The sequence below is a fragment of the Actinomyces succiniciruminis genome, assembly GCF_900002405.1.
GTDB classification, from domain to species: Bacteria; Actinomycetota; Actinomycetes; order Actinomycetales; family Actinomycetaceae; genus Actinomyces; species Actinomyces succiniciruminis.
The window spans coordinates 9,612-36,030 of sequence record NZ_LK995465.1 but is presented as its reverse complement, the minus strand read 5'-3'; the positions used below and the strand labels follow the sequence as shown (position 1 = coordinate 36,030).

The following is a 26,419-nucleotide window of genomic DNA, read 5'->3' as shown; positions in this document are numbered from 1 at the left end:
GTCCGCGCGTTCCCGTGCAGCCCGCACCCGCCTGCCGGTGACCGTGGTCCTCTTGGCCGTCGTCGGCGCCTGCGCCACCATCCTGCCCTTCGTCGGCCTGGGCACCCGTGTTGCCTGGATGCAGCTGCCCGCTCTGCTCGGTTCGCAGTCCGCCCGCTTGGCACTCGGCCTGTCACTACGCACCTGCCTACTGGCAACCGCCATCTCGGTGGTGCTGGGAGTGCCGCTCGCAATCGTGCTCGCCCACGAGTGGCCCGGCGTGCGCGCGGCCCGAGTACTAGCGGTACTGCCCATGACCATGCCGCCGGTGGTGGCCGGCACGGCCCTGCTGGCCACTCTGGGCAAGCGGGGCATGCTCGGTCCCCTCCTGGAGCGGCTCGGCCTCCAGGTGTCCTTCACCACCGCCGCCGTGGTGATCGCCCAGGTATTCGTCTCCATGCCCTACCTGGTGGTCACCCTGGAGGCGGCCCTGCGGTCACGCGACACTCGCCCCGAGACGATTGCGCGGACGCTCGGAGCCGGACCGACGACGGTGCTTGCCCGTATCACGCTGCCACTGGCCGCTCCGGCCCTCGCGCGCGGCACGGCTCTGGCACTGGGGCGCAGCCTCGGCGAGTTCGGCGCCACCATCGCCTTCGCAGGCTCCCGCGAGGGCGTCACCCGAACCGTGCCGCTAGCGGTCTACCTGGAGCGGGAACACGACACCCCCACCGCCCTGGCGCTGGCGGTGGTACTGATCGCCGCATCGTTCCTGGTGGTCGGCGCCACGAGCGTGCGCTGGAACGTGCTTGTTCGTCGCCTGTTCCGGTTTGGGGCGGCCGTCCGCGGCGGCGGCTCCCCCGAGGGTGACCCTGCCTCGCTCGACGACGCCGCTGCCCCCGCCGTCCCTCAAGCGCAGTCCTCCGCTGCGGCCTCCCCGTGTGGAGTGGCCGTGCATGTGCGCTTCGCCTCCGCCGCCCGCAACGTCGCCGTGGACCTGAGTATCCCGGCAGGCCGCACCCTGGCCCTGATCGGCCCCAACGGCTCGGGCAAGTCGACCGTTTGCGAGGTGGTCGCCGGACTGCTGGACGCCACCGCTGGGGAGGTCCGCCTAGGCGAGCGGGTGGTGGACGGGCCGGATGGGTTCGTGCCCGCCGGAGGACGCGACGTCGCTCTGCTTTCCCAGGCCCCGGGCGTGTTCACCCACATGTCGGTGCTGGACAACGTCGCCTTCGGCCCGCGCTGCCGGGGCGCCTCCCGCGCCGCCGCCCGGCAGCTGGCCCGGGCAGAGCTGGCGGCGGTGGGCGCTACGCACTTGGCGACACGCCGCGGAGACGAGCTGTCCGGCGGACAGGCGGCCCGCGTGGCCCTGGCCCGCGCCCTGGCCACTCGACCCGCGGTGCTGGTCCTGGATGAGCCGACCGCCGCCGTTGACGTGACCGCGCGCCAGGAACTGCGTTCTCTGGTGGCCCACCGCGCCGCCCAGTCCGCGTTGACGGTCCTGCTGGTCACCCACGACGTGGCGGAGGCGGCCGCCCTGGCCGACGACGTCACCGTCCTGGACCGCGGAAGAGTGGTTGAGTCCGGGCCCGCCGCCCGGGTACTGGCCGCCCCCGCAAGTGCCTTCACCGCCCGTCTGACCGGGACCACGCTGCTGCGCGGGACGCTCGCCGGCAGCCCCGAGCAGCCGCGCCTGCGCCTGCGGGATGGCACCGAAGTGGTGGCCGCGCCTTTGGACGGAGCCGCCAACCGTGCGGATTTCCGCATCGGCACAACGGCCTCTGCACTGTTTCCACCCGAGGCGGTCGCCCTCTACGTCCGCGACTCCTCGTCCGCAGACGGCTCCGTGGCGGGCGGAATGCCGGCGGGCAGCCCCCGCAATGCCCTATGTGCCACGGTGCACGAGATCGACGGAAACGGGGGCCTGGTGGCGGTGGTGCTGGAGTTGGCCGACGGGCAACTCCTGCGGGCACGGCTCACCCCCGCCGCCGTCGTCGAACTGGCGCTGCGCCCAGGCCGTCCGGTGACGGCGGTGATCAAGGCCGCCCAGGTCCGCCTGGTGCTCGCAGCCCCAACAGCCACATGAGGTACAGCCCGCCGCAGGCGGCCGACAGCAAACCGACCGGGATCTGGAAGGGTGCCAGCAGCCGCTGCGCCAGCAGGTCGGCGACCACCAGCAGCGCGGCGCCCATGGCGGCGGAGACGGACAGCGTCAGCCCCGCCGTCCGGGCCAGTCGCTGCGCCAACTGGGGTGCTGCCAGTGCCAGGAATCCGATGGGGCCGGCCACGGCCACGCACACGGCTGCGAGCACCACCCCGTAGCCGACCATCGCGGCCCGTAGCCGTCCCACGCCCAGCCCGAGGGAGGTGGCGGCGTCGTCACCCAGCTCCAGGACCGCGGCGGGCCGACCCATCCAGGCGGAAAGTGGAATGAGAAGGGCGGCCCCCACGATCAGCGGCCGCACCTGTGCCCAGGTGATGGCGTTCAGGGACCCGTACTGCCAGGCACGGGCCACCTCGGCCTGTTGGATGGTGGCGCGCGAGAGCAGGTAGTCGTTGAGTGCGGAGAGGGTCTGGGACAGGGCGACGCCCGCCAGCACCAGGTTCTCGCCGGCCCCGCCGCGCCGCAAGGCCACCATCACCACTACGGCGGCGGTGGCGAAGCCGCCGACGGTGGTGCCCAGGGCGATGGTGGCAGTGGAGGAGGTAGCGGACACGAGAATGACCAGTAGGCCGCCCGTGGTGGCGCCGGTGGTGAAGCCGACGATGTCGGGGCTGCCCAGTGGGTTGTGGGACAGGCTCTGAAAGATGGCGCCCGACAGCGCCAGCATGGCCCCGATCAGGGCGGCGGCGACTATGCGGGGCAGCCGCTGCCCCAACACGATGAACCGGTCCAGCTCGCTGCCGCCGCCGGCAAGTACGCGCAGGGCATCTGCGGCGGACAGCTCATAGGCACCGGTCAGTAGCGTGTAGGCGCCGACCGCGGCGGCTACTGCCACCAGCGCCGTCGCCACAGCCAGGGCGCGACGGCGCACCATCAAACTGCGGCCCGGGCCCGGGCGCAGCAGGAGACGCCCGGCGGGCGGGCCCACGGCATGCGCGGCCCGTGTGTCGGCATCGGGCCCCGCGACGGTGCGCAAGCCCGCGGAACGCGCCGCCTGGCCGCGCGACGCCCCCGCACCGTTGCCCCACGCCCTCATCCGGCCGTCTCCCCACGTCGCAGCACCATGACCAGCAGCACCGGCCCGCCGATGAAGGCGGTGACCACGCCCGCCTCAAGTTCGTCGGGGCGGATGACCAGTCGGCCGACGATGTCCGCGGCCAGCAGCAGTATCGGCCCGGCCACCAGGGAGGCCGCCAGCAGCCGCCGCTGATCGGCCCCCAGGACCAGCCGCAACACGTGGGGCACCACCAGCCCGATGAAGGAGATGGGACCCACCGCCGCCGTCGAGGCCCCGCACAGCAGTGTGATGGCGGCCAGGGCGAGCATCCGGGCCCGTCCCAGCCGGGCGCCGAGCGCGGCGGCCTGTTCCTCGCCCAGGGTCAGGACGTTGAGGGTGTGTCCGGAGGCGAGAGCGAGCGCAAGCCCGACCGCGAGGAATGGGGCCACCCAGGCCAGCAGCGCCGCGTCGCGGCCCTCGAGGGCGCCCACCACCCAGAAGCGGTAGGAGTCGAAGGCGCTGGTGTCGTACATCGTGATGGTGCCGGTGATGGCGTTCAGGCTCGCACCCAGGGCGATGCCGGCCAGCACCAGTCGAGCCGGGCCGGTCTCCCCGCTGCGACGGGCCATGAGCTGGACCAGGGCGGCGGCCAGTGCCGCACCGGCGAAGGCGAACCAGAGATAGCCGGACACGGTGGTGATGCCGCCGAGCCAGACGGACAACACCACCGCCAGGGAGGCGCCGGCGTTGACGCCGAGGATGCCGGGCTCGGCCAGCGGGTTGCGGGTCAGGGCCTGCATCACCACCCCGGCCTCGGCCAGGGCGGCACCCGTGACGACGGCGAGGGCGGTGCGGGGCAGGCGCAGCCGCCACACGATGAGGGAGGCGACCGTGTTGTCGTGGGCGCGCAGCCCTTCCCAGGCCTCGGCGAGGCCGAGTGGCCGGGAGCCGACGGCGAGACTGAGCAGACACAGTGCGACGAGTACGCCGAGGCCGCCGCACAGCGCCCCCGCGTCCAGGGCGAGGGGACGGAGGCCACTTGCACGGAACATAGTTCTTTAGGATAGCCTCACCGTATGAGTTCTCTGTTCTCGCGCCGCACCGCCCTGGGCGTGCTCGGCGCCGCCGTCACCGTCCCCGTCCTCGCCGCCTGCTCCGGCTCCACGACCTCCACCGCGACCGGCTCGGCGTCGGCAGACGCCTCCACCGCAGCCGGGGAGGCGGCCAGTACCACCGCGGCGGACGCCACCGTGCCCACCGCGATCCCCGAAGGCATGGGCTCCGGTCAGGGCGACGACGTGTTCCCCCGCACCGTCACCCACTTCCTGGGGGACACCACCATCGAAGCCGCGCCCGAACGAGTCGTGATCATCTCCACCGGCCAGCTGGACGCCGCCCTGACGCTCGGCATCGTCCCGGTCGGCGCCACCTCCGGCGACGGGGCCGGCACCGTCCCCGACTACCTGCCTACCGCCTTCCCCGACGACGCCGACGCGCTGGCGGCGATCACCGACGTGGGCTCGCGCACAGAGCCGAGCGTGGAGGCGATCGCAAATCTCTCTCCCGACCTGATCCTGATGAATATCGCGGGCAAGGACGCCGAGTCCCTGTACGGCTCGCTGAGCGAGATCGCCCCGACCGTGGCCACGCAGGGCACCGGCCAGTACTGGAAGCAGGACTTCCTGCTGCTGGCGGACGCCCTGGGCAAGCCGGAGACGGCCCAGGCGTGGCTGGAGGCCTTCCACGCCGATGCCGCCTCCGCCGGTGAGGGCATCGCCGATGACGTGACCGTGTCCCTGCTGCGCAAGAACGGCGACCGCACCCGCATCTTCGGGACCGTCTCCTTCGCCGGCTCGGTGCTGGCCGATATGGGCGTGGCCCGCCCGGACACCCAGACCTTCACCGACGACACCTCCATCGACATCTCCGAGGAGCAGCTCGACCAGGCCGACGCCGACTGGATCCTGTTCGGCGTACAGGGCGGGGACGCCTCCGAGCTGACCGGCATGTCGCTGTGGCCGACGCTGTCGGCGGTGCAGGCCGACCAGGCCGTGCAGGTGGAGGACGATCCCTTCTATCTCAATGCCGGCCCGACGGCGGCCCGCTTCGTCCTGGACACCGTCACCCAGACGGTGAAGTGAGCGCCGCTCACGAGCAGTAGCGCGAACGCTGTGCAGACCATGGCCGAGACCGCCCCGGGCCGGAGTGTGCTCCAGGCCCGGGGCGTGTGCCTGTCCTACCACCCCGAGCATCCGGTCATCGACGAACTGACCGTGCGCGTCGAGCCGGGCGCGGTGACCATGATTGTGGGGCCGAATGCCTGTGGGAAGTCCACGCTGCTGCGCGCGCTCAGCCGGGTGCTCGCCCCCACCGCCGGGCAGGTGCTGCTCGACGGTAAGGACGCCGCCGACATCCGCCCGAAGTCCTTCGCCCGCAGGGTCGGCATGCTCGCCCAGTCCTCGATCGCCCCCACCGGCATCACCGTGCACGAGCTGGTGGCCCGCGGCCGCTATCCCTACCAGTCGCTGCTGCACCAGTGGTCCGAGCAGGACGACGAGGCGGTGACGGCGGCGATGGAGCGCACGCATGTGGCCGACCTGGCCCGCAGGCGGGTCGCCTCCCTGTCCGGCGGGCAGCGGCAGCGGGTGTGGATAGCCATGGCGCTGGCCCAGCGCACCGACGTACTGCTGCTGGATGAGCCCACCACCTACCTGGATCTGGCCCACCAGGTGGACGTGCTGGAGCTGTGCCGGGAGCTGAACGCCGAGCTGGGCACCACGATCGTGGCGGTCCTGCACGATTTGAACCAGGCGTGCCGCTACGCGGATCGGATCATCGCCATGCGCTCGGGCCGCATTATGGCCAATGGCACCCCGCGGGAGGTGGTCACCCCGCAGCTGGTGCAGGAGGTGTTCGGCCTGGAAGTGCACGTGACCCCGGACCCGCTCACGGACACCCCGCTGGTTCTGCCGCTGCCGCGCAGGAGGCAATAGTCGGCAGGCGCGGCGGCGTGTCGCCAGGCCCTGGCAATACCTGGCGACGGACGCCGGGACGGTTTTAACCTTGTCGGCGAGGAACAACCGATGCGGGTTGTCCGCCCGCATCATCCCGAATCGAGGAGTATTCGTGACCGCCACAACTCTGCCCGAGACCATGCGCGCCGTCATCATGCGCGCCCCCGGCGACGTCGTCGTCGAGGACGTGGAGGTGCCCCGCGTGGTCAAGCCCACCGACGTCGTCATCAAGCTGGCCGCCGCCTGCATCTGCGGCTCCGACCTGTGGCCCTACCGGGGCCTGGAGCCGGTGGAGAACCGCCCCATGGGGCACGAGTACGTCGGCACCATCGTGGAGGCCGGCGACGAGGTGAAGACCCTCAAGGTCGGCGACTTCGTGATCGGCTCCTTCATGCTCTCGGACGGCACCTGTGAGATCTGCCAGGCCGGCTACCCGTCCCGCTGCGCCAACGCCGGCTCCTACACCGGCTCCCAGGCGCAGTACATGCGCGTGGAGCTGGCCGACGGCTCACTGGTGGCCGTGCCCGGCGGGGAGCCCGACGACCCCGACCGCCTGGCCGACTACCTGGCCGCCTCCGACGTGCTGGGCACCGGCTGGTTCGGTGCGGTGGCCGCCGAGGCCGGACCGGGCAAGAACATCGCCGTCGTCGGCGACGGCGCCGTGGGCCTGTCCGCGGTGCTGGCCGCCAAGGCGCTCGGCGCCGAGAAGGTCATCGCCTTCTCCCGCCACGAGGACCGGGCCGCCCTGGCGCGCGAGTTCGGCGCCGACGTCGTCATCGCCGAGCGCGGTGAGGAGGGCGCGGCCAAGGTCAAGGAGCTGACCGGCGGCTACGGCGCCCACGGCGTGGTCGAGGCGGTCGGCAACCAGGTTTCCATGGACCAGGCCATCGCCTCCTGCCGGCCCGGCGGTTACGTCGGCTTCGTCGGCGTGGGCCACGATCAGCAGATCGACGGCACCGGCCTGTTCTTCGCCGAGGTGCACCTGCACGGCGGCCCCGCCCCGGTGCGCCGCTTCCTGCCCGACCTGATCAGGCGCATCCAGGCCGACGAGATCCACCCCGGCAAGGTCTTCACCACCCGCATTCCGCTCGACGACGCCGCCGAGGGCTACAAGGCCATGGACGAGCGCCGCGAGATCAAGGTCCTGCTCGAGGTCTGAGCCGATGACATCCGCGGCTCAATCGCTGGAGGCGGCGCCGTCGTCGGGCATGCAGCCCGGCGGCGGCGCCGTCCTCGGCCCGCAGGACCTTGTGGCCCACACGGCCGCGGGACTGCCGATCACGTCTGACTCGCCGCTTAAGGGTGTTTCCGGCCGGACGATGCAGGAGGCCCTGCGGGTGACGGCCGAGCTCAACGGGGCCTACCACTCCCCCGCCGAGGTTCAGGAACTCTTCGCGCACCTGAGCGGCACGCCGGTGAACCGGACGCTGGGCCTGGTGCCCCCGTTCCACACGGACTTCGGCCGCAACATTCACATCGGAGACAATGTCTTCATCAACGCCGGCTGCTGCTTCCAGGACCAGGGCGGCATCAGCATCGGCAACCGGGTGCTGATCGGCCATCGCGTGGTGCTGGCGACCCTCAACCATGCCGAGCCCGTGGCCGAGCGCGGCACGCTGCTGCCCGCCCCCATCAGCATCGGCGACGACGTGTGGATCGGGGCGGGCGCCGTCGTCTGCCCGGGGGTGAGTATCGGGGCCGGTGCGATCGTGGCCGCCGGGGCGGTGGTCACCCGGGATGTGCCCGCGGGCGTTGTGGTGGGCGGCGTGCCCGCCCGGGTGCTGCGCGAGGTGAAAACGGCGCAGGACTAGCGGCGACCAGATCTCCGCCGCTCCCTGCGCCCGCTCATCCGAGAACAGGTCCTTGCCGACGCGGAGACACTCTATGCCGCGGCCTGACCTGCCCGACTTGGCCGAGCGCCTGGACGCAGTTCTCCGCACCGACGATAACTAGTCAGCAAGTTCGCGTCACAGCGGACCGGTACGCTGGCTGGCATGAATCTTCTGGAGCGTGCCGCGAACCGGCGCCAGGCGGCACTGGGGAGCCTACTGTGCTGCCGATTCGGGCGTACGCACGTCGTTGGTCAAGAGCGACTTCGTGCAGTGGGCGCTGCACACGGATGAGCACTTCGACCTGGTGATTCAGAATCCGCCGTACCACAAGATCCGCTCTCGCTCGACGCTGGATTCCGATCTTCGCAGCGCAGGCATAGCCGTTCCCAATATCTACGCTGGTTTCATGGCGCTTGGCGCACTCCTGCTGGACGCCGGCGGACAGCAGGTCTCCATCACACCGCGCTCGTGGATGAACGGCACCTACTTCAGCCACTTCCGTCGCACTCTGCTGGCATCGTTTGGGATCGACGCCATCCACACCTTCCAGTCACGTTCCGAGGTATTCGGCGACCTGGGAGTACTTCAGGAGACGATCATTGTGTCTGCCATAAACGGTCCACAGCCGGACACGATTCGTCTCTCCTCATCCGTGGATCACCATGACACGCCCGTGACGCGACATGTATCGGCAGCTCAGGTAGTCACGAATGACTTCGTGTTCGTTCCCGCATCCTCACAGGACGCCGAGGCGGTCAAGTGGATGAACTGCGCCAGATACACGCTTGCCGACCTCGGCATGACGGTTTCAACCGGACGCGTGGTGAACTTCCGATCCCGTGAATACTTGGCATACGAGCCGTCCGACGGTGCCGTACCGATGGTGTACCCGGCCAATATCACCCGGCAGCGAGTAGTGCATCCCCGCGATAGCGTGAGGAAACCGCAGTGGTTCCGTGCGACCGAACCGGTGCGCACGAAGTTCCTGGTCCCGGCAGGCACATATGTTCTGGTCAAACGCTTCTCCGCGAAGGAGGAGAAGCGGCGCCTGGTCGCCGCCGTGTGGTCCGACGACGGCAGGCAGCCAGCGTTCGACAACAAGTTGAACTACATCCACTGCGCTGGGCACGGGCTGGACCCCGAGGTTGCTGTCGGCTTAGCGGTCTGGCTGAACTCGAAACCGGTTGACGATTACTTCCGAGTCTTCTCCGGCCATACCCAGGTCAACGCCGGTGATCTGCGGCAGATGCGGTTCCCCAACCTGGGCCAGCTGCGTCAGCTCGGTCAAGGCTCACACAGGCACACCGAGAACAATCCGTGCGGTCACCTAGCGCAGCGACCAATACGTTGACCAGCAATAACGGGACAAAAATTGATATTGGCCGGCGCAACGAAAACAGCAGTCTCAGCATCACCGATAAACCGCTGACCGGAACCATCTACACCACTAACTGACAGCGAACATACCACGAGAGCGGCACTGACGAACAGAGCAGGAATGCGGGCGCACGAAGACATGAACAACCTTCCTTTGCGTTTGGACGCTTAAGTCCATCATGCACCACAACACCTCACAACGGCCATACCACGTAGGTCCATATTCGCACGCAACTTTGGTAGTAGTTCTATAGCATCCGCGTCCACCGGAAGGAGTAGAGTTATACACCGGGCAGGTGATTGACTTACCCCAGCTTCAACGCGTTCTGCCACGCACCCCGCACAGGTACGGTAAAAGCCGCCGTCCAGCGCCCTCCGCCCTGGTTAGTGACAAGCTCTCCACCCAGGGTCTCTACCCGTCGGCGCGCACCCTCCAGACCGATCCCCGACGAGAGCGTGACATCCTTCGAGGGGTTCACATCAATGGGGTTCGTTACCATACATTCGAGCGCACGGCCATTGATCTCAACCGTTATTCGGACTCGACCATCGACGGATGTATATTTAGTAGCGTTATCAATAAGCTCGTTGACCACCCGCAGCACCTGTTGCCGCGTACCCGGAGTGAGGACTCCCTCACTCTCGAACAGTTCCACTCCTTCAACCTCCAACGAAGCTCCACGCGCCTCTAGCACGCGCCGTGCATCCGCGAGCACTGATGTAATAGGCCGCGGCGATGTGACAGACGAAAGCAGCACAGCGTCATCATTGTCCGCCGCGGTTATATTCTGCAGGCTGCGCCGTAGTTGGCCCACGGCCGTGCGCACGGGTTCGATCACAGCATCAAGTCCACGCAAGAGATCATCGTCTTCTGGGTGAGTGAACTTCAATTGCTCGGCAGTCATTACCGCGTAGGTGAGGTCACGCGCGACCGTATCATGTAGCTCGGAGGCGATAAGCCGACGCTGCCGTACCAGCGCCTGACGCCTGTCACGAGCGTTTTCTTTGGCGCGGTCGCGCTGACGGCGCAATAGTTCACCCAGCACCACACAGGGAATCCCAACAAGCACTATCCAAATAAAACCATCAACCCATTGCCCCTGACGCGCCGAGACCCAAACTACTGGAACAGCAACCAGATACGCGAAGCAATAAGCTATCCACCTAGGGTGACCGCGGGCAATCAATATGCCAATTACACCCCATACCGCCAGAGTCGCAACGATACCGGTGTCCTGTTCAACAGATGAAGCAGCCCACGTCGCCACGATGCCCAGCAACATGCCGGCTACCGGCATCGCAGAGAACACAGGGAGCGCAATGCAGGCGAGCACCGTCAGCCCAACTGGCACCGGTTCGTGAGGCAGTCCCGTGAAGAGGTATGCGAAGATCAACAGGAACACGGCCACGCCCAGGTGCAGCAGGTGCGTCCGGCGCGTTGGTCGCCACAGACCCGGCTCGTCCGGTACGGGCAGGAGCAACGATTGCGACGAGGCAAGGGATGAACGTAGCGAAGAGAACACAGACACGGCAACAGCTCCCGACGGGAACGGGTTCGAAGCTAAGCTTAGGTCATGCCCGCCCCTGATGCGCTCACGACCGAGGGAACCGGCGATGCCCTTATCCGGGTCGTCGTAGTCGACAACGATGTCTACGCCTTACACGCGCTAAGCGCCTACCTTGAGCAAGCGCCGCAGATTGAGGTCCTGCGCGCCTTCGAGTCCGCCACGGACGCGCTCAACTTCCTGCGCGGCAGGCACGTGGACGTTGTGCTCACCGATGTGCGCATGCCCGGCATGGACGGCCTTGAGCTGCTGTCACGCATCAAGCAGGAGTCTCCAGACGTCACCGTGGTGGTCCTCACTGGTTTTGATGACGACACCGCCATGCTGACGGCGCTCACTCAGCACGCCAACGGCTTCCTGTACAAAACCGATGATCCGAGTGAAGTCGTCAGGGCCGTCCTCGCAGCGTACAAAGGCGGCACCCCGATCTCACCGGATGCTGCCTCCAGGCTGGTCGCCGACCACCTGCGGCCGGTGCGGCAAGGTCATGCTGCCGACGGCGTTACCCCGGCCGAGCAGAACGTCCTGGACCTGCTGTGTGAGGGCATGTCCAACGCGGAAATCGCGGATATGCTGACTGTCGCGGAGAGCACCGTCAAACGCCACGTGTCCAGTCTGATGCACAAGTACGGCGTCAACTCACGCCTGCGGCTCGTTATTGAAGCCACCAAGGCTCAACAGTCGTAGCCTGCCAAGTCACCACCTGCCGTACCGGCCTAGCCGGAGGGTCCCGGACCCGTACCAGGTGTTTCCCCCGGTCGCCCGGTCCTGACACACAAGTTTGTCTTCCTGTGCAGGACAGCCGATCGGTGAGGCCATCGCCTTGAGCTTGTTTCCCACTCGGTAGGCGGGCGTGCCGCGCGAGATCAATATGGCCGCCGCGGCGGCGACCTGTGGTGCGGCGTAGGAGGTGCCGCACACGTACCAGTAGTAGCGGCACGTGTCAGTGCGCTGGTCGCATCCGGCGATGACCTCCGGGGACGTGGAACTGCCGTCGTCGGCGATCACGTTTGCCTCGCGGAGCAGGCTCTCGGGAACGGTGGTCAGGATGGCCGTGTCCTGCCCGTGCAGCGTCTCGTCTTCGTCGTACCAGAGCATCTCGCCGCCGGGAGCGACGATATCCACGGCCTGGCCGATGTTGGAGTAGCTCGCACGCTCCCCCATCGTGTTGACCGCGCCCACAGTAATGACGGCGTCGGACTGGGCGGGCATGGTGACGCACCCTTCATTGACTTCACGCGTTCCCTGCCCGGACCAGCCGGAGCTGTACCAGTCGACGGTGCCGTGGTCGAGGTCGAATCCCTCGTTGCCGGCTGCCGCGATGAGGATGATCCCGTGATCCGCCGCGTAGTTCAGGGCGGACTCAATCTTCTCCAGATCGGCGGCCTGCTGGGCACGTTCCTCTGCAGTGTCACCTGGGGCCTCCGCGCAGTATCGGAACCACGGGTCGGTGGTGAAGGCCATGACCAGGATGTCTAGTTCGGCGTCAGCCCCGTAGCGGATCGCTTGGGATACGGCCTCGGCGAAGAAACTGCCGGTGGCGTCGCCCGCCTTCAGGCTGACCAGGTCGACTCCGGGCGCGGCTCCATCGATGCCGCGGCCGTCTCGTGCCGCTGCGATGATGCCAGCAACCCCGGTGCCGTGACCGAGCGGATCCACCCCGGGATCGGCACAGCCGGGGTCCAGGCCGCAAGCCTGGTCCGGCAGGAAGGAGCGGCTGTCCTCGGTGTTGTAGGCGGCGGCCAGTTCCGGGTGGGTGGCGTCGATTCCGGTGTCAATGATCCCCACCGCTACTCCGGTGCCGTCCCAGGGGCGGATGCCACGCTCATTCCAGTTCAGGTACCACTGCTGGGATGCAAGCGGCTCCGCACGCCGGTATTCCGTCCGCGGCGCGGCCGAGGCGAGCGGCATGACAACCAGCGCCAACACAAGCAAGATCGCGGCGGCCGGAAGGCTGCCTCCCGACCGGCACCTCAGGGGACACGGAGGCAGCAGTGAATTCGAGCTCACCACCTGGCGACCTCCTCATACAGCTGCCGCACGGGCGCAGTGGTCAGTGCAACCTCGCCATTGTGCTCGATCCACGACAGGAATCCGGCCTCACCGCTGTAGGGTGCGCGTTCCCTGCCGATCACCAGATCGACCACGTAGCCCTGGCGTCTAGCGGCGAGGACGACGGCGGCGTCGCGTTCCACGTCCCCGACGAGTTCGTGTCCTTCCTTCTGCAGCAGGTCGCGTAGGCGCAGCAGTGTCGCTTCAACCTGTTCCAGGGATTCATGGGAGGGATCACCGGTGCGTGGCGTCCAGTCCTGTATGCCTGCTTCCTCTCGGGAGGAGCGGACGGTGCGGACGGCGGCCTTGAGTTCGGATCGCATGCTGCGGTTCATAGTGGTTACTGCCCTTCAGAGTCAGAGGTTGTTCGGTGTTGAATCTGTAGTTTGGCTTCTGATGCCCTGGGAATCGAGGCTCGTCTTCCCAACGTGTTCGGACATCCATTCGGCTTCTAGCCTGCGCTGCTCCAGGATCGACTTCCTGGCAGCGAAGACGTGCCCCTCACCGGCGAAGACGGCGAGCGTGGCGTCGGCGCCACACAGCGTGAGGTTCTCGTAGAGGGTCTGGGACTGGCGGGGCGTAGTGGCGGAGTTCTCGTCGTCGCCGCCGCAGGTGATCAGGAACGGTATGCCCTGGTGTGCATGCGCTCGCGGTACCACGGTCATCAGGCGGTACAGATCGGGAGCAGAAGCGACGGTGCGCCGGTCATGCTCGAATCCGCCGGGAGTGGCGTAGCGGTCGTAGGCACCACTGCGCAGGATCACTCCGGCAGGTGACACCAGTTCACGGAGCACGGCGACGGCGACCAGGGCGGCCCCGAAGCTATGGCCGCCGAGGAACGGTGTGCCGGTATTGCCGGGGAGCGTTTCGGCGATCACGCTCAGGGCCGCCTGCCAGGCCTGGGTTAGGAGGTTCATGATTCCGTCGGTGTCCGTGCGGGCCAGGGCCTCGTAGTCGATGCCGACGCGGATCACCGGGCGCGAGTCGGCGTGGCACCACTGGGCGGACCCGACCGGCAGCGAGCCAATGTCAATGTGCGTCAGATGCGGGGCCAGCCCGGGGACGGTCCAGGAGGAGTCGAACCAGACCAACGGTGCGGCACCCTGAGCCGACTCACTGGTAATCGACTCAACTTCATGTCCCAGTGCGCTGCGAACAACGACCGATGCGGAAGTGCCTGCCACAGGGTCGTCAACGGGAGGAGCCCATAACGTCCGGCTTGGCTGCGACACGGATTCGTGCCTTCTGTACACCGTTGGCGCTGCGTCGGCAGAACCAGGTGGTATGGCATCACGGTCAACAAGGCCTCCGGCTTGGTCCGCTGTGATCGCAATCTGCCGGTATCCGTGACTGCGTCCGGTCGTCACCCGCACCCGGCGGCGGTCGTCACCCGGTAGAAGCCGCTCCACTTCGCTGCCGTCACTCCACCATCCCCCGGGCCAGCGCACGGTGTCCGGTCTCCGACGCTCCACCCAGGCGCCGTTGAGCCCGGGTACGCCAGTGTAGTGATCGACCGCCTCACCCAGCGTAGCGATGACGGTGCCGTCCTCCACCATGTAGGAGGTAGTCCGGTCCGGCAGGCGCTCGGTGAAGACCACGACCCTGCGGCCCTCGATTTCCCGGTGGGCCACCGAGGTTCGGGAAAGGTCCCCGATCAACGAGGACTCGGACATGTCTCCCTGCGAGGTCGCCGACACGACATAGTGGTTGACGTGGTCTTCTGCCAGAAATATCGCCAGCTCGGTCGCCGTGGCGGCGATCCCGAGGATGAGTGAGTCCTCCGCCTCGAGCAGCACTACTGCTCCGGTGGGCAGCCCGGGTAACGCGGTGTCATCCATCATGACGGTGCATGCCCCGGCGCAGAACAGGTCCTCAACGATCGCGTCCGGCCACGTCCCCTCCCCCGTGCTGTGCCGGGGAGTCGTCCGGCAGGCAGGGTATTCCTGGCGGAGCCAAATCACGTGCCTGCCGAGCTGCCACAGACGGGTCCGTCCGGCGTTATTCGGACGCAGGCCGAGCAACGAGCGGGTGGAGGCGCCCCAGTCGACAGGGTCGGCCTCCATATGCTCGCGCATGTTGACCTGTACTCGCCCCTCTTCCCAGCGGTGGCAGTAGACCCAGCCGTGTTCGCCGTGCCGGCGGGGCAAGCCCTGCGCGATTTCTGCGAGCAGCGTGCTCTTCCCGCCCGGTTCGACAATGCCCAGGTATCCCTCGGGGACGGGTGTGGGAATGAAGTCGCCGCTGACGCGGTCATAGGCGATGCCCCGGTGACGCAGTAGATCCGTGCGCGGGCGTGCCGCAGCGGTATAGGTGGGCTGTTCGAGCCGGACCTGTGCGCCCATCCGAGCGTAGGTAAGTATGTGGACCTCCACGCGCCCCAGGCCCGCACCAATCGCTTCAGGGTGCTCCTCCCACGGGCCGTGTCCGGTCGCCTGCCCCGTCATGACAGGACTCCGGAGCCCGCTGCTCCCACTGTAGCGGTGGTCATCGGGGTGAGCCGGCCGCCGTCCATGCGGTACCTGCGGTCGGTGACCGGCGTGAGGCGCGCGTCGTGGGTGGTGACGACGATGCAGTGATCCCGGCGCAGGTCGAGGAGGGTGGCAATGAAGCGATCTGCGGCCTCGTCGTCGAGCGCGGCGGTGGGCTCATCCAGCAGCAGCACGTAGGGGTCCAGCGCGAGCATCCTGGCGATCGCCAGGCGTGCGCGCTCGCCGCCGCTGATGCGCATGCCGTGTTCACCGAGCATGGTGTCCATGCCGGAACGGTCTCCCAGGCGATCCAGGTCCAGGCCCACGCGCGCACAGAGCTGTCGCACGCGTTCCTCGCTGATGTTAGGCCGCACCGCGCGGAAGTTCTCCAGCAGGGTTCCGCTGCGGAAGAAGGGCTCCTGCGGGCACAACTGCACCATACTGTTCCAGGCCTCGGTGCCGGTTTCGGCCGGGGAGCAGCCGCCCACGGTGATACTTCCGTGCGTGGGCGGATTGGCTCCGGCAATGAGGGTCAGCAGCGTGGTCTTCCCACTGCCGGAGGGCCCGACCACGGCGACGATCTCCCCAGGGCGGGCGGTCAGGTCGACGGCGTCTAGCAGTACGGTGCTGCCGGTGTCGGTCGGGACCGAGTAGTCGACTTTCCGGACAGCGAGACTCTCACTGCCGTGCGGCGTGATGGCGGTGCTGGCGTTAGTCGGCTCATACCAGTGCTCGCCCGCCTCCAGGAACTCGTTCACGCGTGAGAGCGCCGCCCAGGAGGTGGCCAGCCCCGTACGGATTCCCGAGGCACCCTGCAGCGGCGCGTACAGCTGGGGGACGAGGGCGGAGAGTGCAGCGAGTTCACCAACGGTCATCTCACCACGAATGACCGAGCGACCCCCGATGACGAGCACCACCACGGTCCCCACCGTGCCGATCAGGTCCAGCGCCGTTGAGAAGAGACCATCGATCGTGATCATGCGCGCGTAGGAGATGCGCACCCCCGCCGCTGTCTGCTCGGCGCGACGGTGATCACCCCGGATACTGGCCGCAGTGCGGGCGAAGAGCTGCCCGGAGACCCCCATCCGGTCGGCGACCGTATTGCTGAAGGCGGACATCGCCTCGAGCATGTGGTCGGTCGCGGCGCTCAGCGTGCGTGAGACCTTCTCGGTGGGCACCATGAGCACCAGCGCCAGCACCAGGACGGTCAAGGTGATGGTGTAGGAGCGCGACCACATGACTCCCAGCAGCACGCCCAACCGCGTCACCAGTCCGGTCAGCTGCGGGAGAATGCTGGAGACGAATGACTGCGCCTGGGCCGTGTCATTGGTGATGCGCGAGAGTGCGTCGCCGTTCGGCGCCGCGGCAACGGCCGAGGACGGAAGCCGGGTGAGCTTGTCCAGCATGAGTACCCGCAGGCGCTCCTGGAAGCGTTGCCCGGTGACTACGGTCATTCGCTGCGCGGCGAAGTCGACGACCGCGTTCGCCAGTGCGGCGGCCGCGGCGAGCAGCCCTGGGATGATGACCACCGTGACGGAGACGCCCGGGCCGGCGGCGTCGATGATGCGCTGCAGCATGAGTGGCGAGACCACGGCCAGTCCAGCCTGGGCGGCCAGTAGCAGGGAGATGCCGATGATGGCAGGCAGGATGGCCCGCGTGGCTCTACCGCACGCGGAGGCCCGGAAGTGCCGCATGGAGTTCACGGCTGGGCGGCCAGGTGACGTTCCCGCCATGATTGCAGCACCTCCCGACACTCTTGTAGTCCGGATTCCACGTGTGCTTCGCTCGGGTCCGCGGCGGACATTGAGACGACAGCCGGGAACGCGGATACGTCTACGCCGACCTCACGCAGGCGAGTGGCGGGTTCGGAGTCGCGATCGACCCAGCGGATCGTGCCGCCTGCCTCAATGTCATTGACATCATGCTTCTCCATGATCTTGAGCGCGGAGCAGGCGGTGCAGGTCGGAGAGAGCACCACTAGAAGGCGGTCGTGCTCCGCGCTGGGCGCATGTGCCTGCTTGCTGCGACTGTTCCACAGGGCGATAGCCAGCGTCATGACCAGTGCCGAGGCCGCCGCGACTGCCAGGCGCGCCAGCAGAGGCGAGGCGACTGCGTCGCCGAGTACGGCTGCCGCGGTCAGCGCCGCGGCAGCGAGCGCGCAGCCCCAGATATGCAGCCTGCCGACCTTCATTCCGGTCACGCCGAAGCAGCCGCATTCCTGCCCGCGCAGAGTGGTGGCGCCGATGACGAAGGCGGCATACACACCGGCGAGTATGAGGCAGGCCAGGCGCGCACTCGGTAGGGCGAGCGCGGCAGCCGCGGCCAGGATCTCCACGGCGATGACGAACCCGCTGGACAGGTGGAGGTTGAGGAAGTTGGCGCCTTTGGGCCAGGCCAGGCGCATGCGCGCAGTGGCCCAGAGCTTGGCTCCGGCGGTGCCGATCAGGACCCCGGCTGCTCCCCCGATCAGGACGGTGATCAGTGCATTCATGATTGTGTCTCCTTGTTCTTCCTCAGTTCTTCCTCATTGCTTCGAGTCGCTGGGTTCGGCTTCGGGTGCCCCATTGAGGCCGACGTCGATCAGTACCCCGGAGGTGAGCGCCTCCTGGAGAACCGGCGAGTCCATGGGCACGAGGTATCCGCGCAGGGCCTGCTCGACCACTGCGCCGGTGTCCTCATCGAGCTCGTATACGGAAAGTCGGCGCAGGTCGGCAATGGCCCAGCCACCGTTCTCAAGGTGTGTGAGGCTCATTCCTTCAGCGAGCCGCCAGCGTCCAGCCATGACGTCACCCACCTCTCTGTCTTTACAGTGTTCTTCACATCCGGGGCGTACTGCTGCCTGAGGAAGGGGTCCTTGCCGATCTGCGCCAACCCTTCGGTGTCGATGAGCCCGCGGGCGGCCAGGTTGCCGTCGGCCAGTTCCTCCTGCCAGGTGCTCCAGGTGCTTGCCGCCTCGCGTACCGCCTGGAGCCGTGCGGCCGCGCCGTCGTCGATCGGGTCTCGTCCGTAACGGCGGCAGATGGCGGCGTCATGGGTGCGCACGCCGGGCCGTACGCTCGCCGAGCGCTCCTCGTAAGGGACCGCGGCGAAGGCGGCGATCACCTGCGGATCGTGGGCGGGACGGTAGGCGCTGGTCTGAGAGGTTGCTGGGTTGTCCGCCGCGGTCCACAGAAGTTGGCACACCCGCGGGGGCAACCCTTTCATGGCCTCCTGCCATGAGGCGAGCGATACTATGCGGGCCACATCGATCATGTTGATGGCGTCAACCGTGAGCCATTGCGGGGCGATCTCGATCTCCGGTACGGCATCCTCAGACGTGGATTGGTATTCCTTCTGATCGGCCTTGGAGTTTTGGCGACCGCTGCGCAGTAATCGGTCAAGGAACCCACCGCGTGACTGTTGCTGTTCTTGCTCGGCCTCCACAGCACCGATGAGGTCACGTATGCCACGCAGGTCGATGTCCTGTGCTTCCACTTGTGCGGGAGGCTCGGATGAGGACGCGGCCGCGGAAGTGGCCAGCTCGCTGACGTAGCGAGTTACGAGGTCATCGACTACGTGTGACGACCGGACGTCCTCACCCACACCGTGCTGGAGCAGCGCCTTCGCGAGCACCCGCTCGGCCTCGCCGAGAGAACGGGGCTCAAGGTCATACTGCGATTGCTCGTACGGAGTGATCGAGTCTCCTTCAAGGCGGGTTCCGGGGGTGCGGCGGAGCACCCCATCGAAGAGTGACTGACCGAAGGGCGGCCGTACGCTGGCAATGCCGGCGATCACGAACATCAGGCTGGCGGAGGCGTGGCCTGCAGCCAGCGCCTCCTCTGTCACGGAATCACAGGAGCCAGCGTCGTTGCGCAGCAGTTCCGTAGCCCCTGTCCAGGGGGAGGCGGAAGATGTAGTCTGTGGGTTCATTGGTGTGGACCTTGAGGTTGTCAGAGGTTCGGGCCGTGGCCCTGTTCCGAGCCGGTGCGACGGCTCGGAACAGGGCCACGAAATGCTCACTTGTAGCAAACGCAGGTCTGGCGCACAGCGCCCTTGCAGTACCCGCCGCGGTACCCCTTCGTCATGCAGTGGGTGTCACAGGACCTCTCGCTGAAAGGGCATCCGAAGCCCTCGGCACCCTCGAGGGGCGCATGGGTCTCGGACCGGAGCGCCTGCTCGAAACTGACGGCATCAAGGCTGCTGCTGCGGCGAATGAAGTTCTTCATGGTGTGTGTTCCTCTCCGGGATCTTGTCCCGAGTCAATGAGTCAGATGGATGAGCGGTGAGGTGTGATGAGTCCGGTACGGCACGGCTGATCAGTAGTAGCAGTGGCACCGCATGTTGGCCAGGCTGTCACACACTCCCACCCTGAACCCCTTGGAGCGGCAGTACTTGTAACAGTCCCCCGGGCGGAAGGGGCATCCGAAGCCCTCGGCACCCTCGAGGGGCACGTGGGTCTCGGACTTGAGCGCCTGCTCGAAACTGACGGCATCAAGGCTGCTGCTGCGGCGTATGAACTTCTTCATGGTGTGTTCCTTTCGGATATCCCCGGGCGTGATCGCGCCTGGGAGTTGTTGGCGCACGGAGATTTCCGCACGCCTTCCCCGGTCTGGGGAAGTCTGTGTGTTCTATGTGATGGGCGATGGGAAGGAGTAACGCAGACGAACCTGCTTCACTCCTGAGCAATCGCGGTGATCGGAACTACCGACGCGGCACGGCTGCTGGGACGCAGAGCAGCAAATAAACCGACCGCCACGGCTGCAACGAGGATCGCCGTCAGCCCTAGCCAGGGCACCCTCAGCACGAGCCCTGACCCGGTGCCGGCTCCCATGGCCGCGGCTACGCCGGCCAGGCCCAGGCCCGCCCCCAGGACGACTCCGATCACGCCGCCCAGCAGCGAGGTCAGTACCGCCTCGGTTATGAAGAGTCCTCCTACTTGACGCCGTTGTACGCCAGTGGCGCGCAGCACACCGATCTCTCGGACCCGTTCCAGCACGCTCACGTCAGTGGTGTTGGCCATGCCGGACAGGGCGATCAGGAGTGTGCAGACCAGCACCACGGCGATAACCGCGATAATCCAGTTGATGTAGTTAGTGAAGGTGGTACGGCTGGTTGCAGAGGTCGTGATGTAGTAGCCCTCTCCCTGTAGGAGTTGATGCACCTGCGAACCTGCCGCAGCGTTACTGCCGTCTCCGACGGTGCGCACCCACAGGGATGTCATTGTGGGATTGTCCCCGACCAGTTTCTCAGCGACAGTGGGCGTAATGACCGGCCCGAAGCCGCCCTCCTCCACGTGCACGTTCAACTCGGCACTGCCCGCAGGTCCTGTGAGCATTACGGGCGTCCCTTCGGAAAGGTCGTAGATTCCGCCGACGATCAGTGTGTTGTCATCAAGCCCCTCCAACCCCGTATGAGAACGAATGACCGGAGTGACTTCAGCTACATCCACTGCGGATACGGTGATCTCGTTGTCCGCCGTCGTTCCCGGAGAAATTCCCACATCGAAGGTCGGCACCAGGACCGTCCGGTCAACGCCATCCACGTTCTCTACCCGGGCGGCCAGTGCAGACGTATCAGCATCGGCGGGAATACCGCCGACCCGGATGTCTATGGGACTGCCGCTACTGATATATCCATCCATTGATGCCCGTACGCTGGCAATGCCGGTGACCAGAGTGGAGGCCACTGCCACGGAGACCAGCAGCGAGGCGGTGGTAGCGGCGGCGCGCCCCGGATTGCGGGCCAGATTGCGGGTGGCGAGCTGCAGCACCGGCCGACGCGCACCGCCAGCGAGTCGCTCCGTGGCACGGCAGGCGCCGATAACCAGCAGCGGCAGTCCTACTAGCACACCCAGTACCAGAATCACTGCACCCGCCGCCGTGTACTCGATGACCCGCATCTGAATGCTCAATCCGGTAATGACCAAACCGATCACGACTACCACCAGCCCCGCGATCGCACTGATCACGCGCCAACGGCTGAGCGAGCGATCATCGGCCACCTGCCCGGTCAGGGCCACCAGCGGCGAGACCCGGGTGGCGCGACGGGCCGGACGCAGCACCGCCACCAGCGTTACCACGGTGCCGATGAGTACCCCCAGTAGGAGCGAACGCCAAGAAACCGTGAAGTACTGCCGCTCCAAACCATCAATCAATCCTGCGCGTGACACCAACGCGGCCAATCCCACGCCGAGCCCGGCGCCCAGAACCGAGCCCACCAACCCGGTGATAAGCCCGGTACGGAGCACCGATCCGAGCACCTGACGGCGGGTCGCGCCGATGCATCGCAGCAGACCGGTCTGGCGCGCCTGCCGGGCAACCATCGTACTGAACGTCGTGGCGATCACGATCCCCGCAACCACGGCGCATACCGGCCCCAGCAGCTGGAACAGTGTCATCGTGAGCGAATCCACCGCACTCTGCTCGGAAGTCCGCATGACTGCGATATCAGAAGCGGTGTAAACACTCGCGCCCGGCTGAGAAATCTGGGCAGCCTGCTCGACCGAATTCATGAGCGCCTCGGTGCTCGTGCCTGCCGCACCGGTCACGTAAAGGACCACAGGCGTATCCGGGACTCCGAGCAGCGTACGTTCTTCCGCGGTCGCGAAGACATACTCGCTAGCGGCACCGTGTCGGGTTATCTCAGCACCAGGCTCAATTATGCCCACAACCGTTGCAGTCGAGCTTGTTTCGGTGTCTGTGGCCGCTTTTTTGAAGGAGACGGTACTTCCAACTTCAAGGTCCTGGACCTGCGCGGCGGCCGGGGAGAGGGCGACCTCTCCCTCCTTGTCTGGCAGGCGGCCCGCCGTCAAGCGTATGCCGCCGCCTATCTCGGGCACCTCCAGCACGAAGACATGTGACACGTACGCGGAACCGGCCGGGTGATCAATCCACGTCGAACCTTCGATGTAGGGACGCACGCTGGCCACGCCGTCGGCGGCAGCGACGTCCTGGACTGCCTGTTGGGGCAGGGTCCCGTCCGTGGCGTCATCGTGACTGTCGGCGATGACGACCACATCGGCGTCGCCGACAGAGGCGCGAGCTGCCGCCGTCATCTGCGCGGTTGAGGAATCGGAGATGATAAGGCTTACAACGATGAGCGCCGCGCTCATGGCGACCGCCACCAGGGCGGCCACGGTGCGGCGCAGGTCGAGCATGGCGGGCATCAGCGCGCCCCCTGCATGGCGGCCGCCGGCGCGGCGTGCTGGCCGGCGGGGCGGGCGACCGCGTCGTCGCCGACGATCCGCCCGTCCCGCAGCCGGACGATCCGGTTGGTGGCCCCGGCCGCGTTCTGGTCATGGGTGACCATGACCACCGTCTGCCCCAGGGCCTGGCACATGCGGGCCAGCGTCTCCAGCAGGGAGGCGGCCGACGCGGTGTCCAGGGCCCCGGTGGGCTCGTCGGCGAAGATGACCTCCGGCCGCCCCACCAGGGCGCGGGCCACCGCCACGCGCTGCTGTTGGCCGCCGGACAGCTCGCTGGGCCGGTGGCTCAGCCGGTCTCCGATCCCCAGGGAGTCGATGACGGCGTTGTACCAGTCCCGCTCGGGCTTGCGATGGGCCAGCCGCAGCGGCAGCAGGATGTTTTCCTCCGCGGTCAGTTGCGGCAGCAGGTTGAAGGCCTGGAAGACGAAGCCGAGCTGGTCGCGGCGCACCGCCGTCAGCTGCCGGTCGTTCATTCGAGCCAGGTCCTTCCCGGCGATGAAGACGCTGCCGGAGTTCGGGGTGTCCAGGCCGGCCAGGCAGTGCAGCAGGGTGGACTTGCCCGATCCGGAGGGTCCCATGACGGCGACGAACTGGCCCCGGCTGACGGCCAGGGAGACGTGGTCCAGGGCGGTGACCTGCGCGCCGCCGGTGCCGTAGATCTTGGTGAGCATGCGGGCCTCGACCACTTTCGGGGCGGCCGGGTCGGCGCCGGACAGGCCCAGGTAGGTGGATTCGGTGGGGACGGACATCGGGGGGTTCCTCCGTAACGGATTGCTTTGGCTGACGTGATCAACGCTAGAATCCCAAGAATCCGTTGGAAATCCGCTGAAAGTCGGAACTTTTGACTGCCCGCGGACGAAAGTTCCAGCCCCGTCTACTACCTCCGCACCACCCCCGTCTCACCCTCCAGGACGAGACCACGGTCACACCGCTCGGGGTAGTCCCTGACGCTCCCGTTCCCCGCGTCGCCCGCCCTGCACGAGCCGCGGTCCGCAGCAGGACCGCCCGGCATGGCATGATCAGGAGCACACCGGGGCCTTCACGGAGCTGATCAACTGGGGCCGAGTCACGCTTGGAGCGGTAACCGGAGCCAACCGGTTCTTCGCGCTCACCGCTCGGCGAGCGAACGAACTCGGCCTGACCGATGACGACGTCGTCCCCCTCAGCCCGCCGGGGTCACGGCACCTACGCGGTCTGGTCCTAGACACCGCTGCGATGCACGCACTGGCGGAGGCAGATAAGCCGACCGTACTCTTCTCGCCCGCACGCGAGCCTTCTGAGGCCGCTTGGACGTATATCACTGCCGGAGAGGCAACCGGCGTCCATCCGGCCTACAAATGCCGCGTGCGCGATCCATGGTGGCGAGTCCCGCTGCCGCCGACGGCGGATCTATTCGTCACCTATATGAATGACGCACCATCGCATTCTACGCCAATGATGCCCGCGTACATCACCTGAACTCGGTGCACGGGCTGGTCCTCGCGGGCGAGTCACAGCGGATTGAACGCGATGTGTTGGCCCTCGCAGCGACTAACTCTGTGACCGGTTTGGGCGCCGAGTTCATCGGCAGGGCGTACGGCGGCGGTCTACTCAAACTTGAGCCACGGGAAGCGGGGCGACTACCCGTCCCGGAGATTGCTTTGGTCAGTCGCCACGCGCAGTCCCTAAAAAGGCGCTGCTTCCCCATGCTCGGGCGCTGCTTGCCCGGGGAGAGGACGGAAATGTGCGTCGCGAAGTCGACGCTGCACTCGGGCTCGACGCCCTGGTCGGGGAAGACGGCCTCGCTGCCATCCGTGGTACCCACGACAGATTCATTCAGCGGCGTCGTGTACGGGCAAGGAGACGACTATGACGCAACAACTGGCCGATGATGAGAACCTCCTAGCCGCTGTCAAAGGCATTGCTCGCTACGACGAGGTCATAGCCGACGCGCCTGCTCATCCTGCCTGGGTGGGTGAGGCCGCCAACCGCCACTTCGTCCCCGACCTCGAGCTGCTCGGGAGCATTCTCGCGATCCCCCTCGGCGAGGGCGCCACCTCCCAGAGCGGCTTGCTTGGGAAGGGTGTGGATGCATGGTTCGCGCACGAGTTCCGCAGGGCCGGTTTCGAATCCGACTGCGTCTGGCCCCGGGCGGAAGATCCGCGTGTGCTTCCCCGCGACATCACTCGACTGTTGGCCGCCGTGCCCAGCAGCACGGCGGCCGACTTGCGTCGGCGACCGACGCGGATGCGCTCGGTAGCCCCTCAGGATGCGACAATCTTGGGCCGCGCATACACCAAGCAGGTGGACGTGGTCATGTCCTCCTGGCAAACAGGTCCCGAGCTACTTCGCAGACCGAGAAGGCGATCGACTTGTTGTACAAGTTGCGACCAGCATGTACGCGAGTCGCGTCGAGGCTACGTCGTCATCCCCGACGCGCCCGAGGGCGGGCCGGAACCATCGGCTCCTGCTCCGTAGGAGAACGCGCCGACTCTCTCCTGAAGCCGGCCCCGTCTCCGCACAACCCACCGGCCCACCATCTGTCGATTGTCCGAAACCGGCATAAACGAGCCTGCCGCATCGAGCCGCACCCCCGCAACCGTTGGAATCATGCGGATGGGAAATCGGGTGGGGCGGCCAGATCCGGCGTTTATGCCGATCTCGGACATTCCTCATCGCCCGCCCGCCCCGGGCCGCCCCCTACTCCTGGGCCAGCGCGCTCACCGGGGCGACGGCAGCGGCACGGCCGGCGGGACGCAGCGCCGCGAGCACGCCGATGGCCGCGGCGGCCAGCAGAATTCCGGCGAGCCCCACCCAGGGCACCTGCAGCACCAGACTGTCCGCGGCGTCGAGCCCGAACACGGCGACCACGGCCGCCATGCCGAACACCGTCCCCATAATCGCCCCGAGCACCCCGCCCAGCAGGGAGGTGAGCACCGCCTCGGTGATGAACAGGCGCCGCACCTGGCCGCGCTGCACCCCGGTGGCGCGCAGCACCCCGATCTCCCGGAAGCGCTCCAGCACACTCACGTCGGTGGTGTTGGCCAGCCCGGACAGAGTGATCAGCAGGGTGAAGGCCAGCACCGCCACAATGATGGTGACAATGCGGCTCACCTGGTTATTGAAGCTCGCGCGCTCGGTGGCGGAAGTGCTGACCACCAGGTCCGGCCGCTGCAGCGCGTCACGCACCGCGTCGACCACGCTCGTGTCGGTGCCGTCCCCGACGGTGCGCACCCACACGGATACGTCCGTGACCTCGCCTCCGGACAGCTCGGCGGCGACGGCCGGGGTCACTACCGGCCCGACGCCGGACTCGGCCAGATGCACGGTCAGCTCCCTGCTGCCCCCGGTGCCGGTGAGAGTGACGGCCGTCCCCTCCTCCAGGCGGTACTCGCGGGAGAGGACCAGGGTGTCGTCGTCCAACCCCTCCAGGCCCTTGTCGGAACGCAGAACCGGGGCGGCCGCGGCCAGGTCCACCGCGGACACGCTGATCTCATCAACCTCGTCGGCGCTCGGGGTGATGCCCACGTCCAGCACGGGAACCACCGCCGTGCGCTCCACGCCTTCGGCCGCCTCCGCCCGCGCGGCCAGCGCCGCGGCGTCGTCGGCGGCGGCGATCCCGTCCACCCGGATGTCAACCGGCGCGCTGGCGCCGAGGATGGCGTTCACGGAGGCGTTGGTGGTGGCAATGCCGGACAGGAGGGTGGCGCCGACCGTGACCGTGACCAGCAGGGAGGCGGTGGTGGCGGCGGCGCGCCCCGGGTTGCGGGCCAGGTTGCGGGCGGCCAGGTGCAGCACGGGCCGGCGGG

Annotated in this window: 24 protein-coding genes and 1 pseudogene; 10 read left to right on the top strand and 15 right to left on the bottom strand. The window is 67.3% G+C overall.

The features are described 5' to 3' along the window. The first annotated feature begins 43 nt into the window (after window positions 1–43). Complete coding sequence (locus BN1056_RS01055; RefSeq protein ID WP_210578415.1) at window positions 44–2,065, top strand: ABC transporter ATP-binding protein/permease; 2,022 nt, start codon at window positions 44–46, stop codon at window positions 2,063–2,065. Here the strand turns inward: BN1056_RS01055 and BN1056_RS01050 are convergent. Both BN1056_RS01050 and BN1056_RS01045 read right to left on the bottom strand, forming a co-directional pair. Continuing rightward, complete coding sequence (locus BN1056_RS01050) at window positions 2,016–3,017, bottom strand: FecCD family ABC transporter permease (protein ID WP_244671434.1); 1,002 nt, start codon at window positions 3,015–3,017, stop codon at window positions 2,016–2,018. The two genes, BN1056_RS01055 and BN1056_RS01050, sit on opposite strands and share 50 nt — an antisense overlap. Before the next feature lie 158 nt (window positions 3,018–3,175). After that, entirely contained in the window at window positions 3,176–4,192 is a 1,017-nt protein-coding gene (locus BN1056_RS01045) for a FecCD family ABC transporter permease (protein WP_210578378.1), read from the bottom strand. A gap of 24 nt (window positions 4,193–4,216) precedes the next feature. On the opposite strand from BN1056_RS01045, the gene BN1056_RS01040 reads away from it, so the two are divergent. The 5 genes from BN1056_RS01040 to BN1056_RS01020 all read left to right on the top strand — a co-directional run bounded on the left by BN1056_RS01040 (window position 4,217) and on the right by BN1056_RS01020 (window position 9,337). Then, the gene (locus tag BN1056_RS01040) at window positions 4,217–5,281 is read left to right on the top strand and encodes an ABC transporter substrate-binding protein (RefSeq protein WP_210578376.1); all 1,065 of its coding nucleotides are present in this window, start codon (window positions 4,217–4,219) and stop codon (window positions 5,279–5,281) included. Between the two features lie 39 nt (window positions 5,282–5,320). After that, window positions 5,321–6,133 (top strand): ABC transporter ATP-binding protein, encoded by an 813-nt coding sequence (locus BN1056_RS01035; protein WP_210578374.1) that lies wholly within the window; start codon window positions 5,321–5,323, stop codon window positions 6,131–6,133. Between the two features lie 160 nt (window positions 6,134–6,293). Continuing rightward, entirely contained in the window at window positions 6,294–7,313 is a 1,020-nt protein-coding gene (locus BN1056_RS01030; protein WP_210578414.1) for a zinc-binding dehydrogenase, read from the top strand. 4 nt (window positions 7,314–7,317) lie between these two features. Continuing rightward, entirely contained in the window at window positions 7,318–7,965 is a 648-nt protein-coding gene (locus BN1056_RS14910; protein ID WP_280516422.1) for a DapH/DapD/GlmU-related protein, read from the top strand. 199 nt (window positions 7,966–8,164) lie between these two features. Continuing rightward, window positions 8,165–9,337, top strand: coding sequence for an Eco57I restriction-modification methylase domain-containing protein (locus tag BN1056_RS01020; RefSeq protein WP_210578373.1), 1,173 nt, complete (start codon window positions 8,165–8,167; stop codon window positions 9,335–9,337). A 331-nt stretch (window positions 9,338–9,668) separates the two neighbouring features. Here the strand turns inward: BN1056_RS01020 and BN1056_RS01015 are convergent, their stop codons facing one another. After that, complete coding sequence (locus tag BN1056_RS01015) at window positions 9,669–10,892, bottom strand: sensor histidine kinase (RefSeq protein WP_210578372.1); 1,224 nt, start codon at window positions 10,890–10,892, stop codon at window positions 9,669–9,671. 45 nt (window positions 10,893–10,937) lie between these two features. Between BN1056_RS01015 and BN1056_RS01010 the strand changes: the two genes are divergently transcribed. After that, window positions 10,938–11,615 carry a response regulator transcription factor gene (locus BN1056_RS01010; RefSeq protein WP_210578371.1) on the top strand — a complete coding sequence of 226 codons (678 nt, stop codon included), beginning with the start codon at window positions 10,938–10,940 and terminating at the stop codon, window positions 11,613–11,615. A gap of 9 nt (window positions 11,616–11,624) precedes the next feature. Here the strand turns inward: BN1056_RS01010 and BN1056_RS01005 are convergent, their stop codons facing one another. The 11 genes from BN1056_RS01005 to BN1056_RS00955 form a co-directional block, all read right to left on the bottom strand. After that, window positions 11,625–12,839 (bottom strand): S8 family serine peptidase, encoded by a 1,215-nt coding sequence (locus tag BN1056_RS01005; protein ID WP_210578370.1) that lies wholly within the window; start codon window positions 12,837–12,839, stop codon window positions 11,625–11,627. Window positions 12,840–12,934: 95 nt separating this feature from the next. Then, the gene (locus BN1056_RS01000) at window positions 12,935–13,303 is read right to left on the bottom strand and encodes a hypothetical protein (protein WP_244671430.1); all 369 of its coding nucleotides are present in this window, start codon (window positions 13,301–13,303) and stop codon (window positions 12,935–12,937) included. A 33-nt stretch (window positions 13,304–13,336) separates the two neighbouring features. After that, entirely contained in the window at window positions 13,337–15,322 is a 1,986-nt protein-coding gene (locus BN1056_RS00995; RefSeq protein ID WP_244671429.1) for an alpha/beta hydrolase family protein, read from the bottom strand. Window positions 15,323–15,420: 98 nt separating this feature from the next. Beyond that, window positions 15,421–17,181: an ATP-binding cassette domain-containing protein gene (locus tag BN1056_RS00990; RefSeq protein WP_210578367.1), complete on the bottom strand. Its 1,761-nt coding sequence runs from the start codon at window positions 17,179–17,181 to the stop codon at window positions 15,421–15,423. Then, window positions 17,148–17,939: a hypothetical protein gene (locus BN1056_RS00985; RefSeq protein ID WP_210578366.1), complete on the bottom strand. Its 792-nt coding sequence runs from the start codon at window positions 17,937–17,939 to the stop codon at window positions 17,148–17,150. Before BN1056_RS00985 ends, BN1056_RS00990 begins: the two co-directional genes overlap by 34 nt. 33 nt (window positions 17,940–17,972) lie before the next feature. Continuing rightward, window positions 17,973–18,200, bottom strand: a complete 228-nt coding sequence (gene adfB, locus BN1056_RS00980) for an actinodefensin-associated protein B (RefSeq protein ID WP_244671428.1) — start codon at window positions 18,198–18,200, stop codon at window positions 17,973–17,975. Next, a complete protein-coding gene (gene adfA, locus BN1056_RS00975) occupies window positions 18,197–19,357 on the bottom strand; it encodes an actinodefensin-associated protein A (RefSeq protein ID WP_210578364.1) in 1,161 nt (386 codons plus the stop codon). The genes adfB and adfA overlap by 4 nt, the downstream gene beginning before the upstream one ends. Window positions 19,358–19,443: 86 nt before the next feature. Beyond that, window positions 19,444–19,653 (bottom strand): actinodefensin, encoded by a 210-nt coding sequence (locus BN1056_RS00970; RefSeq protein ID WP_210578363.1) that lies wholly within the window; start codon window positions 19,651–19,653, stop codon window positions 19,444–19,446. Between the two features lie 90 nt (window positions 19,654–19,743). After that, a complete protein-coding gene (locus BN1056_RS00965; RefSeq protein ID WP_210578362.1) occupies window positions 19,744–19,953 on the bottom strand; it encodes an actinodefensin in 210 nt (69 codons plus the stop codon). Between the two features lie 146 nt (window positions 19,954–20,099). Then, window positions 20,100–22,592, bottom strand: a complete 2,493-nt coding sequence (locus BN1056_RS00960) for an FtsX-like permease family protein (RefSeq protein WP_210578361.1) — start codon at window positions 22,590–22,592, stop codon at window positions 20,100–20,102. Beyond that, the gene (locus BN1056_RS00955; protein WP_210578360.1) at window positions 22,592–23,380 is read right to left on the bottom strand and encodes an ABC transporter ATP-binding protein; all 789 of its coding nucleotides are present in this window, start codon (window positions 23,378–23,380) and stop codon (window positions 22,592–22,594) included. Before BN1056_RS00955 ends, BN1056_RS00960 begins: the two co-directional genes overlap by 1 nt. A gap of 286 nt (window positions 23,381–23,666) precedes the next feature. Here BN1056_RS00955 and BN1056_RS15170 point away from each other — a divergent pair. The 3 genes and pseudogenes from BN1056_RS15170 to BN1056_RS00950 form a co-directional block, all read left to right on the top strand. Continuing rightward, window positions 23,667–24,089, top strand: a pseudogene (locus BN1056_RS15170) (hypothetical protein); the annotation flags it as partial. After that, entirely contained in the window at window positions 24,050–24,502 is a 453-nt protein-coding gene (locus BN1056_RS15165; RefSeq protein WP_483297520.1) for a hypothetical protein, read from the top strand. The pseudogene BN1056_RS15170 and the gene BN1056_RS15165, both read left to right, overlap by 40 nt. Continuing rightward, entirely contained in the window at window positions 24,480–25,088 is a 609-nt protein-coding gene (locus BN1056_RS00950) for a hypothetical protein (protein ID WP_210578359.1), read from the top strand. The genes BN1056_RS15165 and BN1056_RS00950 overlap by 23 nt, the downstream gene beginning before the upstream one ends. Before the next feature lie 222 nt (window positions 25,089–25,310). On the opposite strand, the gene BN1056_RS00945 is transcribed toward BN1056_RS00950, so the two are convergent. After that, the coding region (locus BN1056_RS00945; protein ID WP_210578358.1) for an ABC transporter permease at window positions 25,311–26,419 on the bottom strand (1,109 nt) is incomplete at its 5' end.

Bases quoted from the DNA above. Each gene is read 5' to 3' on its own strand.
- BN1056_RS01005 (WP_210578370.1), bottom strand. From the start codon at position 12,839: ATGCCGCTCGCCTCGGCCGCGCCGCGGACGGAATACCGGCGTGCGGAG.
- BN1056_RS00960 (WP_210578361.1), bottom strand. From the start codon at position 22,592: ATGCCCGCCATGCTCGACCTGCGCCGCACCGTGGCCGCCCTGGTGGCG.
- BN1056_RS01030 (WP_210578414.1), top strand. From the start codon at position 6,294: ATGCGCGCCGTCATCATGCGCGCCCCCGGCGACGTCGTCGTCGAGGAC.
- BN1056_RS00990 (WP_210578367.1), bottom strand. From the start codon at position 17,181: ATGGCGGGAACGTCACCTGGCCGCCCAGCCGTGAACTCCATGCGGCAC.
- BN1056_RS14910 (WP_280516422.1), top strand. From the start codon at position 7,318: ATGACATCCGCGGCTCAATCGCTGGAGGCGGCGCCGTCGTCGGGCATG.
- BN1056_RS00985 (WP_210578366.1), bottom strand. From the start codon at position 17,939: ATGAATGCACTGATCACCGTCCTGATCGGGGGAGCAGCCGGGGTCCTG.
- BN1056_RS00950 (WP_210578359.1), top strand. From the start codon at position 24,480: ATGACGCAACAACTGGCCGATGATGAGAACCTCCTAGCCGCTGTCAAA.
- BN1056_RS01035 (WP_210578374.1), top strand. From the start codon at position 5,321: ATGGCCGAGACCGCCCCGGGCCGGAGTGTGCTCCAGGCCCGGGGCGTG.
- BN1056_RS01050 (WP_244671434.1), bottom strand. From the start codon at position 3,017: ATGGTGCGCCGTCGCGCCCTGGCTGTGGCGACGGCGCTGGTGGCAGTA.
- BN1056_RS01010 (WP_210578371.1), top strand. From the start codon at position 10,938: ATGCCCGCCCCTGATGCGCTCACGACCGAGGGAACCGGCGATGCCCTT.
- BN1056_RS01045 (WP_210578378.1), bottom strand. From the start codon at position 4,192: ATGTTCCGTGCAAGTGGCCTCCGTCCCCTCGCCCTGGACGCGGGGGCG.
- BN1056_RS01040 (WP_210578376.1), top strand. From the start codon at position 4,217: ATGAGTTCTCTGTTCTCGCGCCGCACCGCCCTGGGCGTGCTCGGCGCC.
- BN1056_RS00965 (WP_210578362.1), bottom strand. From the start codon at position 19,953: ATGAAGAAGTTCATACGCCGCAGCAGCAGCCTTGATGCCGTCAGTTTC.
- BN1056_RS00955 (WP_210578360.1), bottom strand. From the start codon at position 23,380: ATGTCCGTCCCCACCGAATCCACCTACCTGGGCCTGTCCGGCGCCGAC.
- BN1056_RS00995 (WP_244671429.1), bottom strand. From the start codon at position 15,322: ATGGGCGCACAGGTCCGGCTCGAACAGCCCACCTATACCGCTGCGGCA.
- BN1056_RS00970 (WP_210578363.1), bottom strand. From the start codon at position 19,653: ATGAAGAACTTCATTCGCCGCAGCAGCAGCCTTGATGCCGTCAGTTTC.
- adfA (WP_210578364.1), bottom strand. From the start codon at position 19,357: ATGAACCCACAGACTACATCTTCCGCCTCCCCCTGGACAGGGGCTACG.
- BN1056_RS01000 (WP_244671430.1), bottom strand. From the start codon at position 13,303: ATGCGATCCGAACTCAAGGCCGCCGTCCGCACCGTCCGCTCCTCCCGA.
- adfB (WP_244671428.1), bottom strand. From the start codon at position 18,200: ATGAGCCTCACACACCTTGAGAACGGTGGCTGGGCCATTGCCGACCTG.